The 11830-nt window shown below is 40.2% G+C and carries 9 protein-coding genes; 8 read left to right on the top strand and 1 reads right to left on the bottom strand.

What is annotated here, in order from left to right:
- Positions 1 to 167: 167 nt before the first annotated feature.
- The gene (locus tag HMPREF2795_RS01370) at positions 168 to 1016 is read left to right on the top strand and encodes an NAD(P)H-hydrate dehydratase (RefSeq protein WP_075228033.1); all 849 of its coding nucleotides are present in this window, start codon (positions 168 to 170) and stop codon (positions 1014 to 1016) included.
- Between the two features lie 129 nt (positions 1017 to 1145).
- Here HMPREF2795_RS01370 and HMPREF2795_RS01365 read toward each other — a convergent pair whose 3' ends face one another.
- On the bottom strand, positions 1146 to 1331 hold the full coding sequence (locus HMPREF2795_RS01365) for a hypothetical protein (RefSeq protein ID WP_075228032.1): 186 nt from the start codon (positions 1329 to 1331) through the stop codon (positions 1146 to 1148).
- A gap of 118 nt (positions 1332 to 1449) precedes the next feature.
- Between HMPREF2795_RS01365 and HMPREF2795_RS01360 the strand changes: the two genes are divergently transcribed.
- From HMPREF2795_RS01360 to pgdA, 7 genes are all read left to right on the top strand, one after another.
- On the top strand, positions 1450 to 3903 hold the full coding sequence (locus HMPREF2795_RS01360; protein WP_186822893.1) for a bifunctional DnaQ family exonuclease/ATP-dependent helicase: 2454 nt from the start codon (positions 1450 to 1452) through the stop codon (positions 3901 to 3903).
- Between the two features lie 32 nt (positions 3904 to 3935).
- Positions 3936 to 5159 (top strand): FtsW/RodA/SpoVE family cell cycle protein, encoded by a 1224-nt coding sequence (locus HMPREF2795_RS01355; RefSeq protein ID WP_075228031.1) that lies wholly within the window; start codon positions 3936 to 3938, stop codon positions 5157 to 5159.
- A gap of 10 nt (positions 5160 to 5169) precedes the next feature.
- A complete protein-coding gene (locus tag HMPREF2795_RS01350; RefSeq protein ID WP_075228030.1) occupies positions 5170 to 5721 on the top strand; it encodes a DJ-1 family glyoxalase III in 552 nt (183 codons plus the stop codon).
- A gap of 105 nt (positions 5722 to 5826) precedes the next feature.
- The gene (locus tag HMPREF2795_RS01345) at positions 5827 to 6390 is read left to right on the top strand and encodes an HAD family hydrolase (RefSeq protein ID WP_075228096.1); all 564 of its coding nucleotides are present in this window, start codon (positions 5827 to 5829) and stop codon (positions 6388 to 6390) included.
- Between the two features lie 21 nt (positions 6391 to 6411).
- Positions 6412 to 8358, top strand: coding sequence for a DNA topoisomerase (ATP-hydrolyzing) subunit B (gyrB, locus tag HMPREF2795_RS01340; protein WP_075228029.1), 1947 nt, complete (start codon positions 6412 to 6414; stop codon positions 8356 to 8358).
- 81 nt (positions 8359 to 8439) lie between these two features.
- Positions 8440 to 10167, top strand: coding sequence for a septation ring formation regulator EzrA (gene ezrA / locus HMPREF2795_RS01335; protein ID WP_049525635.1), 1728 nt, complete (start codon positions 8440 to 8442; stop codon positions 10165 to 10167).
- 262 nt (positions 10168 to 10429) lie between these two features.
- The gene (gene pgdA, locus HMPREF2795_RS01330) at positions 10430 to 11821 is read left to right on the top strand and encodes a peptidoglycan-N-acetylglucosamine deacetylase PgdA (protein WP_029694782.1); all 1392 of its coding nucleotides are present in this window, start codon (positions 10430 to 10432) and stop codon (positions 11819 to 11821) included.
- Positions 11822 to 11830: the final 9 nt, after the last annotated feature.

Raw genomic sequence — 11830 nt, 5'->3', positions numbered from 1 at the left:
CAGTAGCTCTACTAACAGTTAAACGTAAAGAAAAGTAAGATTGATAACTCCCAGCTCTGAAAAAGCAAATCATTATAAAAGAAGGAGAAGATAGCATAGTCTTCTCCTTTATTAATTGGGTAGTGAGGTGTATAATGAAAGTAAGAACAAGCATGAAGGAGTAGTGTATGAAAGCGATTGATCAAGCTCTATTGAAAAAAGTTATCATTGAGCGTCCTCGTTCTAGTCATAAGGGAGACTATGGTCGTCTTCTCTTGATTGGAGGGACTTATCCCTATGGGGGAGCGATTATTATGGCTGCCTTAGGGGCTGTTAAAAGTGGCGCAGGCTTGGTGACAGTAGCAACGGATAAGGAGAATATTCCAGCTCTGCATAGCCATCTGCCGGAGGCTATGGCTTTTGACCTTGATGATAAGCAATTACTGGAGCAACAGTTAGAGAAAGCGAATGTTGTCTTACTTGGCCCTGGACTAGTGGATGATGAGCGTGGAGAACAGCTTCTCCAAACAGTTTTTGATCATTTAGACCAAGACCAGACCCTCATACTAGATGGTGGTGCCCTTTCTATTTTTGCTAAGAGGGGGATGAAATTTCCTAAAGCTAAGCTTGTTCTAACGCCACACCAAAGGGAATGGCAAGTCTTGTCAGGCTTAGATTTGGATTCCCAAGGAAGCAAGGAAACAGGAGAGGCTTTGAAGAGCTTTCCTTCAGGAACGATTTTAGTCCAAAAAGGTCCTGCGACTCGAATCTGGCAAGCTGGACAAGTTGATTGTTATCAGCTGAGTGTCGGTGGCCCCTATCAGGCGACTGGCGGCATGGGGGATACTCTGGCTGGGATGATCGCTGGTTTTGCAGGGCAATTTCCCCAAGCAAGTCTCTATGAAAGAGTGACGGTAGCGACCTATTTACATTCAGCAATTGCCCAAGAACTAGCTGAGGACAACTTTGTAGTCTTGCCAACCACGATCAGTCAACAACTCCCAGCCTTCATGAAGAAGATACAAAAAGACACCTGAGGTTTTCATACTCTTCGAAAATCAAATTCAAACTACGTCAGCTTCGCCTTGCCGTACTCAAGTACAGCCTGCGGCTAGCTTCCTAGTTTGCTCTTTGATTTTCATTGAGTATCAGGTGCCTTTTAATGATTAGAAGAGGCCTTTGACCTTATCTATAAGGTCGTCAAGGCCTTCTGATCCTGAGACCAAAGCTTGTGCTTGGCTAAGGTACTCACCAAGCTGATCCTTGTTTTCTTCAACAAAAGTTTTTGCTGCAGAAAAATCTTTGTTCTCAATGAGTTCTTTTACTTGATTAAACAAATCTAATGGGTTCATGATATCCCTCCTTTTCTAAACTTCTATTCAATCATTTTTGTTCAAAACTTGCAAGAAACTTGACCCTTCCAATAAAGTTCATGGATGTCAAATGCTGTAAATTTTGATATAATTTTTAATGATGAATTTTAGAAATGATCGGTATGTTGTCGTGGATTTAGAAGCGACCAGTACCGGAAGCAAGGCAAAAATTATCCAAGTAGGAATCGTGGTCATTGAAAATGGCGAGATTGTTGACCAATATGCCACGGATGTCAATCCCCACGAACCCTTGGATTCTCATATCAAAGAATTAACGGGCTTGACCGATCAGCGACTAGCAGAGGCACCGGAATTTTCTCAGGTGGCTGGAAAAATTTTTGACTTGGTCAAGGACGGTGTTTTTGTTGCGCACAATGTCCAGTTCGATGCCAATTTGTTGGCAGAATTTCTCTTTTTTGAGGGCTATGAATTGCGCACTCCCCGTATCGATACAGTTGAGTTGGCTCAGGTGTTTTATCCTCAGCTTGAAAAATACAACCTGGGGATTCTCTGTCAAGAGTTGGGTATTTCACTAGAAAAAGCCCATACAGCCCTATCAGATGCTCAAGCAACAGCAGAACTCTTTCTCTGTATGCGACAAAAAATGTTTCAACTGCCAAAAGGCTTATTGGAGCGTTTGTTGAGTTTGTCAGATGGTCTATTATATGAATCTTATCTGGTCATTGAGGAAGTTTATCAGAAGCAGTCGATCCTAGTTGAACATGACTTGGTAGAGGTGCAAGGTTTATTTTTAAGAAAAGAAAAGCCAGCCCTTTCTCCACGCAAACTCTCAAAAGATTTCCAGACCAATATTGCCTTGTTGGGGTTGGAGGAGAGAAACTTGCAAGAACGCTTCGCCCAGAAGGTTCAAGCTTTTCTACAGGATGAGAATCTTGCCTTTGTGCAAGCTCAAACTGGGATTGGAAAAACCTATGGCTATCTCTTGCCCGCTTTATCACTCGAAAACGAAAAAGGAATTCTCCTCAGTGTTCCTACTAAAGTTCTACAAAATCAAGTGATGCAAGAAGAGGCTCGTAGATTGGAAGAGGTCTTTCACCTTTCGATTCATAGTCTTAAAGGACCACAAAATTACTTAAAACTAGATGCCTTTCATGCAGCGCTAGAGGAAGAAGAGTCCAATCGCTTGTACACACGTTTCAAGATGCAACTTCTAGTTTGGTTGACTGAAACAGAAACAGGGGACCTAGATGAGATTGGCCAGCTTTACCGTTACCAGCAATTTTTACCAAACTTGGTACATGATGGGAATCTTCCCAAAGCCTCTCTCTTTTGGCTAGAGGACTTTTGGAGACGGGGGCAGAAAAAAGCTCGCTCTTGCCAGCTACTTGTGACCAATCATGCCTATCTTGTTACCCGACTTGAGGACGATCCCAGTCTACTAGAGGGCCGTCTCTTGATCTTGGATGAGGCCCAGAAGATCTTATTAACTTTGGAAAATCTTTCGCAGAAGAGTTTCGTTTTAAACGACATAGTAGACCAGCTAGATCAAGCCTTAGTTCGAGAAAAAGGGACGCTTCAGAGACGCTTGATGGAGAGTATTCGCTTTGAGCTTTGTCACTTGATGGACCAGTTCCTATCTGGCAAGCGAAGAATGTGCCCGACGACTACAATGGCACAACTCCAACAGGATTTCTCTGAGCTAGACGTTCAGGGTTTCCACGACTATCAGCGATTTTTCTGCACTGATGGAGAATTTTGGCTATCAGCCTCAGACTTGTCTAGCAAGAAGGTTGTCATTTCTTCCAGTCGCAATCAACGTCTGCTTTTTTCTGAAATTTTTCCAGAGACTTGTCAACTCTTAGCTGTCTCTGCAACTTTGGAAATTAGTAGCAGAGTGTCTTTACCAGAACTAATGGGATTTCCTCATGCAGCTTTTGACAAATTGGATGAGAATTTTCAAGAAAATCAAGAAATTTTGGTCGTTAAGGATTTTCCATTGGTGACAGAAACCTCTCAAGAAGACTATGCTCAGGCTCTCGTAGAAGTGCTGGAAGATTTGTCCTATCTTGAAGAACCCATGCTCGTTTTATTCACTTCAAAAGACCTTTTGTTGCAGGTATCAGACTCTCTATCTCTTTCTCATCTAGCTCAGTATAAGAACGGAGATCCGGCTCAACTCAAGAAACGATTTGAAAGAGGAGACTCTCAACTCTTACTAGGGACAGGAAGTTTTTGGGAGGGAGTTGATTTTGCGACTCACCCTCGAGTGATTGAAGTGGTGACACGCCTGCCCTTCCAAAATCCAGAAGATCCCTTTACGAAAAAAATGAATCAGGAACTGCGCCTTGAAGGGAAAAATCCTTTCTACGACTATCAACTGCCTATGGCTATTATTCGCCTCAAACAAGCGATTGGTAGAACCATGCGTCGTCTAGGGCAACGCTCATCTGTCCTTATCTTGGATAGCCGAATGACAAGCAAGCGATATGGAAAGCAGATTTGCAAGGCCTTGTCGCAGACTAGTCGAGTGAGAGAAATTGGCAAAGAGCAAGTATTCTCAAAAGTTCAAGAATTTTTACACAAAAAATAAAATAAACATCTGAAAGAATGAAGGAGACCTTTATGAAACGTTCTCTCGACTCTCGGGTCGATTATAGTTTGATATTGCCAGTATTCTGTTTGCTGGTGATTGGAGTTGTGGCTATTTACATAGCTGTCAGCCATGACTATCCTCAAAATATTTGGCCTATTCTAGGTCAGCAACTAGCATGGATCGTCTTGGGAATTATCATCAGCTTTGTAGTCATGTTTTTTAATACAAAATTTTTATGGCAGGCGACACCCTATCTCTACGCCCTAGGTCTAGTCCTTATGGTTTTACCCTTGGTTTTTTACAATCCAAATTTAGTGGCAGCAACAGGGGCCAAAAACTGGGTGTCAATTGGAGGAGTGACACTTTTCCAACCTTCCGAATTCATGAAAATTTCCTATATTTTGATCTTGGCTCGGGTCATTGTTCAGTTCACACAAAAACATAAGGAAAAAGAACGTACGATTGCATTAGACTTTCACTTGATATTGTGGTTGATTGTCTTCACACTGCCAGTCTTAGTCTTACTGGCCTTGCAGAGTGACTTAGGAACGGCCTTGGTTTTTGTCGCCATCTTTGCTGGACTCGTCTTGCTCTCTGGTGTTTCTTGGAAAATTATCATTCCAATTTTTGCGACAGTTGTATCAGGAATTGCAGGATTTTTGGCAATTTTCATCACAAAAGATGGGCGTGCTTTCATGCATCAGATCGGGATGCCAACCTATCAGATCAACCGTATCCTTGCTTGGCTCAATCCCTTTGATTATGCACAAACGACCACCTATCAACAGGCACAAGGGCAAATCGCCATCGGGAGTGGAGGCTTATTTGGTCAAGGATTCAATGTATCTAATCTTCTCATCCCCGTTCGTGAGAGTGATATGATTTTTACAGTCATTGCAGAAGATTTTGGTTTTATCGGCTCTGTCCTTGTAATTACACTTTATCTCCTACTTATCTATCGAATGTTAAAAATCACTCTGAAGTCCAATAATCAATTTTATACTTACATTTCAACTGGCTTCATTATGATGCTCTTGTTCCATATTTTTGAAAATATCGGTGCGGTGACAGGTCTGCTGCCACTGACAGGGATTCCTCTGCCATTCATTTCCCAAGGGGGATCAGCCATTATCAGTAATCTGATTGGTGTTGGTCTGCTTCTATCGATGAGTTATCAAACGCATCTAGCCGAAGAAAAGAGCGGTAAGACAAGATTGAAACGGAAGAAAGTTGTTTTGAAAAAAGTTAAATAAGGAGTAAATCATGGCTAAAGTTGCAGTTATCTTAGCAGATGGCTTTGAAGAAATCGAAGCCCTAACAGTTGTGGACGTATTACGTCGTGCCAATATTACTTGTCATATGGTTGGTTTTGAAGCCCGAGTGACGGGATCACATGCCATCCAAGTACAAGCAGATCGTGTGTTTGATGGTGATTTATCTGAGTACGACATGATTGTCTTACCAGGAGGTATGCCAGGTTCAGCTCACTTGCGTGATAATGAGCAATTAATTGCTGAACTTCAAAAATTTGAGCAAGTTGGTAAAAAAATAGCAGCCATTTGTGCAGCACCAATTGTACTGAATCTAGCCGGTCTCCTAAAGGACAAAGAGTTCACCTGCTATGATGGTGTCCAAGAGCAAATTGCTGATGGTCACTATCGCAAGGAAACAGTAGTTGTCGATGGTCAGTTGACTACCAGTCGCGGTCCAGCAACTGCCCTTGCCTTTGCTTATAACTTAGTAGAACAACTTGGTGGAGATGCAAATGCTTTGAGAGAAGCCATGCTCTATCGTGATGTGTTTGGAATAGATTAACTAAAACGAGAGGAATCTATCAATTAGGGGATTCTTCTCGTTTTTTACTGTTAAAATAGAAGGAAATCGTCGCTTTTTTGATAAAAAAATGCTATAATGAAGGGTATGAAATATCACGATTACATCTGGGATTTAGGTGGAACTTTACTTGATAATTATGAGACTTCGACCGCGGCTTTTGTGGAAACATTAGCTCAATTTGGAATCGAAGAAGAACATGATAAAGTTTACAATGCCTTGAAAGTGTCAACTGCTTTTGCGATTGACCAATTTGCCCCAACAATAGAGCATTTTTTAGAAAAATACAAGGAAAATGAAGCGCGAGAGCTTGAGCATCCTGCCTTGTTTGAGGGAGTACCTGCTTTATTAGAGGAAATCTCAGACCAGGGAGGACGGAACTTTTTAGTTTCGCATCGCAATGACCAAGTTTTGGATATTCTTGAAAAGACAGCTATTGCTGGCTATTTTACAGAAGTAGTAACAGCTAGCTCTGGTTTTAAGAGAAAACCAAATCCAGAGTCTATGATCTATTTACGAGATAAGTATAAGATTAGTTCTGGTATCGTTATTGGTGACCGTTCTATCGATATTGAAGCTGGACAAGCAGCAGGCTTAGCGACGCATCTCTTTAAAAATATCGTGACATTGAGACAAGTATTAGAAATGTAAGAAAAAAGAAAAAGGGAAAAAATGACAGAAGAAATCAAAAACCAACAGGCACAGGATTATGATGCCAGTCAGATTCAAGTTTTGGAAGGTCTGGAAGCCGTTCGTATGCGTCCTGGAATGTATATCGGATCGACTTCAAAAGAAGGTCTTCACCACCTAGTCTGGGAAATCGTTGATAACTCTATCGATGAGGCCTTGGCGGGATTTGCTAGTCATATTCAGGTCTTTATTGAGCCAGATGACTCTATCACGGTTGTTGATGATGGACGTGGTATCCCTGTTGATATTCAAGAAAAGACAGGCCGTCCTGCCGTTGAAACTGTCTTTACCGTTCTTCATGCTGGAGGTAAATTTGGCGGTGGCGGTTACAAGGTTTCAGGTGGACTTCACGGTGTAGGTTCATCGGTTGTAAATGCCCTCTCAACTCAGTTAGATGTTCGTGTTCACAAAAATGGAAAAATCCATTACCAAGAATACCGTCGTGGACATGTCGTTGCTGACCTTGAGGTGATTGGAGATACAGATAAAACAGGTACAACAGTACACTTCACGCCAGATCCAGAGATTTTTACAGAAACAACAACTTTTGATTTTGATAAATTAAACAAGCGGATTCAGGAGCTAGCCTTTTTGAACCGTGGTCTTCAAATCTCCATCACTGACAAGCGTGAGGGACTTGAACAAACAAAAAACTACCACTACGAAGGTGGGATTGCGAGCTACGTTGAGTATATCAATGAAAACAAGGATGTCATTTTTGAAAATCCAATCTACACTGATGGAGAAATGGATGACATCACAGTTGAAGTAGCCATGCAGTACACAACTGGCTACCATGAAAATGTCATGAGTTTTGCTAATAACATTCATACACATGAGGGTGGAACCCATGAACAAGGTTTCCGTACAGCCCTAACTCGTGTCATCAATGACTACGCTCGTAAAAACAAACTCCTCAAAGACAATGAAGATAATCTAACAGGTGAGGATGTCCGTGAAGGATTGACTGCCGTTATCTCTGTGAAACATCCAAATCCTCAGTTTGAAGGACAAACGAAAACTAAACTTGGAAATAGTGAAGTTGTCAAGATTACTAATCGCCTCTTTAGTGAAGCATTTTCAGACTTTCTAATGGAAAATCCACAGATTGCTAAGCGGATTGTTGAAAAAGGTATTCTGGCAGCTAAGGCGCGTGTGGCAGCCAAGCGTGCGCGTGAGGTTACTCGTAAGAAATCTGGTCTTGAGATTTCAAACCTTCCAGGGAAATTAGCAGACTGTTCATCAAACAATCCAGCTGAAACTGAACTTTTCATCGTCGAAGGAGATTCAGCGGGAGGTTCTGCAAAGTCTGGTCGTGACCGTGAATTCCAAGCGATTTTACCGATTCGCGGTAAAATCCTCAACGTTGAAAAGGCCAGCATGGATAAAATCCTTGCCAATGAAGAAATCCGTAGCCTTTTCACAGCTATGGGAACAGGCTTTGGTGCTGAATTTGATGTCAGCAAGGCTCGTTACCAAAAACTCGTTATCATGACGGATGCCGATGTCGATGGAGCTCACATCCGTACCCTCTTGTTAACCTTGATTTATCGTTATATGAAACCCGTTTTAGAAGCAGGTTATGTTTATATCGCTCAACCACCAATTTACGGTGTTAAGGTCGGCAGTGAAATTAAAGAATACATCCAACCTGGAGCAGATCAAGAAATCCGTTTACAGGAAGCCTTAGCTCGCTATAGTGAAGGACGTTCAAAACCAACTATTCAGCGTTATAAAGGTCTTGGAGAAATGGATGACCATCAACTTTGGGAAACAACCATGAACCCAGAACATCGTCTCATGGCGCGTGTATCAGTTGATGATGCTGCAGAAGCAGATAAAATCTTTGATATGCTCATGGGTGACCGTGTAGAACCACGTCGAGAATTTATCGAAGAAAATGCGGTCTATAGTACGCTTGACGTTTAAAAAAATTGGGAAATAGTTCCCATGGTTTGAAAAATATGATATAATCATTACAATTGTTTCATGTATAAAAAGGAGTTTGATATGTCTGATAATCTGTTGATTATTACTATGATTGCAATCGCGGCTCTTCTGATTATTGCATATGTTGTGGCAGTTTTGTTACGCAAACGCAATGAAAAGAGGCTCGCAGTATTAGAAGAAAGAAAGGAAGAGTTGTATAACCTTCCAGTTAACGATGAAGTAGAAGCTGTTAAGAATATGCATCTGATTGGTCAAAGTCAGATTGCATTTAGAGAGTGGAATCAAAAATGGGTAGACCTATCACTCAACTCATTTGCAGATATTGAGAATAATCTGTTTGAAGCAGAAGGGTACAATAATTCATTTCGCTTCTTGAAAGCTCAACACAAAATTGATCAAATTGAAAGCCAGATTACCCTTATCGAAGAAGATATTGCTTCCATTCGAAATGCTTTGGCAGATCTAGAAAAACAAGAATCAAAAAATAGTGGTCGTGTCTTGCATGCTTTAGATTTATTTGAAAGCCTGCAGAAAACAGTCGCAGAAGATTCTGAGAAATATGGTCAAGCACTTCCTGAAATTGAAAAACAATTGGAGAACATCCAATCTGAATTTTCTCAATTTGTGACTCTAAACTCCTCAGGAGATCCAGTTGAAGCAGCAGGAATTTTGGATAATGCGGAAAACCATATTCTCGCTTTGACACATATCGTAGAGAGAATTCCGGCAATTGTTACTAAACTAACTACTGAACTCCCTGATCAACTTGAAGATCTAGAGGCTGGCTATCGTAAGTTGCTTGATGCCAACTATCACTTTGTAGAAACTGACATTGAATCACGTTTGCAGTTGTTGTATGAAGCCTTGAAAAATAACCAAGAAAATATTAAAAAATTGGAATTGGACAATGCTGAATATGAAAATAATCAGATTCAAGAAGAAATCAATGCTCTCTATAATATTTTCACACGAGAGATTGCTTCTCAAAAAGTTGTTGAAAACTTGTTGTCAACACTTCCAACCTACCTTGACCATTTAAAAGACAACAACCAAGTCTTGGTGAAAGATATCGAGCGTTTGAGCAAGACCTACTTGATGGCTGAGAGTGATGTCAATCATGTTCGTCGTCTTCAAGTGGATTTGGATTCCCTAGAACTTACAGTTAGCGATTTGACTTCAGAACAAGAGGAATATTCAGAAGCTTACTCTGTATTGGAAGAACGTTTAGAAAATGTTCAAGCTACATTAAAAGAAATTGAAGATGATCAAGTTTCAGTGAGCGAACGTTTAGTACAGATTGAAAAAGATGATGTTAATGCTCGTCAAAAGGCAAATGTTTACGTAAATCGTCTCCACACGATTAAGCGCTACATGGAAAAGAGAAATCTTCCAGGAATTCCACAGAACTTCTTGAAATTGTTCTTTGCTGCTAGCCATAGTACTGAGGATTTGATGGCAGAGTTAGAACAGTCACAAGTCAACATTGAGTCTGTTAATCGTATCCTAGAAATCGCATCACATGATATGGAAGTTTTGGAAACAGAAACTTACAGTATTGTGCAATATGCAACCTTGACAGAGCAATTGCTTCAATATTCTAATCGCTACAGATCATTTGATGAAGGGATTCAACAAGCCTTCCATGAATCTTTAGAAATCTTTGAAAATGCCTTTGATTATCAAGCATCTTTCGAAAAGATTTCCCAAGCTTTGGAAGTTGCTGAACCAGGGGTAACAAATCGCTTTGTTTCCTCATATGAAAAAACAAGAGAAATCATTCGATTTTAATTAAGAAAAGGCGGTGGGACAGAAATCGGTAGACAAAGTCTCGATTTCGTAGTCCCAGCCCCGCGAAGATGATTAGGAGTTTTTGGAGCCTAAAAGACGAACAAAAAGTCCAATCAGCTACCGCATCAAAGTTTGATTGTAAATAAAAAGTGAGGTAGGGATCTTTTTTCCCAACCTCTTTCTTTTACCTATCTTTTTTGAAAAAATGGACATTTTCCTATTTATCATTGAAATTATAGGCCTGATTTGATATGATAAAACTATGACAAAAAAAAGAACAAACCGTAAAGCAAACGACAAGAAGAGAAGAAATTTGTGGATTATTGTGGGGCTTCTATTCTTCACAATCTTAACATTAGGTGCTGGTATTGCTTATAAAGTCTTGACGAAGCAAGCTTTTGAGCAAAAAATTGAAGCACTGAAAAAGGAAAAAGATGATTCCTATTCACAAGGAAGTCAGAAAGATCATTTTCGTAAGGGGCAGGCAGAAATCATCACTTACTATCCTATGACGGGGGACAAGGTGATTACCTCTGTTCAGGATATCATTGTAAAAGATATTACGGATAAGGTAGAAGATAAAGAACATTTGATTTTTTACTACTCTGAAAAAGATTCTTCTTCCATCAAAGGTGTGGAGAGCCATCTTGTAAAAAAACAGGCCTATGACCTGAGTGATTCTACTGTTGTGGAATTAGAAAATATCTCATTAGATCAGCTTTATCTTAAGGAAGATGGGACCCTGTTTACATTAGATCAGCTCTTTACAGATGCTAGCAAAGCTAAAGAGAAGTTTCTTGAGGATATCAAGTCAACGCTCCAAGATAAAAAGATTGAACAAACTCTTGTTGATCAAGTAATAGCCGATTTTTCAGCTAGCGATTTATCATCTTGGAAGTTTGCTTACAAAGATAGTCAATTGGTTCTTTATCCAATCAAAGCAACCAATAATGTAGAAGAAATAGCTTTGCCTATTTCAGACTTCTTTGATGTTATCCAATCGTCCTATCTAACTGAAAAGGATGCAGAACTTTATAAGAAGGCTCAGGCTGAGAAAAATAAAAAAGTAGTAGCTCTTACCTTTGACGATGGACCGGATGGAAATACAACTCCACAAGCATTAGATATTTTGGCCAAATACAAAGTCAAAGCAACCTTCTTTGTACAAGGAAAGAATATTGCAGGTAATGAGTCGCTTCTTAAACGTATGCAGTCTGAAGGTCATGAAGTTGGAAACCATAGTTGGAATCACCCGGTTTTAACAAAACTGTCATTGGAAGATGCTAAGAAACAGCTTACAGATACCGAAGATGCTATTACAAAAGTTCTTGGCAAAAGCTCTAAATTGATGCGTCCACCATACGGTGCAATCTCAGATGATATTCGTAATAGCCTTGATTTAAGCTTTATCATGTGGGATGTGGATAGTTTGGATTGGAAGAGTAAAAATGAAGCTGCGATTTTGACAGAAATTCAGCGTCAGGTAAGCAATGGCTCTATCATTTTGATGCATGATATCCATCAAACATCTGTTAATTCACTACCAAAAGTAATTGAGTATCTACAGGGACAAGGATATAGTTTTGTGACTGTATCAGATCTACTCAACACTCGTTTGAAGCCACATGAGATTTACTATTCTCGTAACCAGTAAGTTCTCAGT

Origin of the sequence: Streptococcus sp. HMSC056C01 (genome assembly GCF_001811305.1) — a bacterium.
GTDB lineage: Bacteria > Bacillota > Bacilli > Lactobacillales > Streptococcaceae > Streptococcus.
The sequence above is the reverse complement of the archived record's forward strand: the minus strand, read 5'-3'. Positions and strand labels throughout refer to the sequence as shown.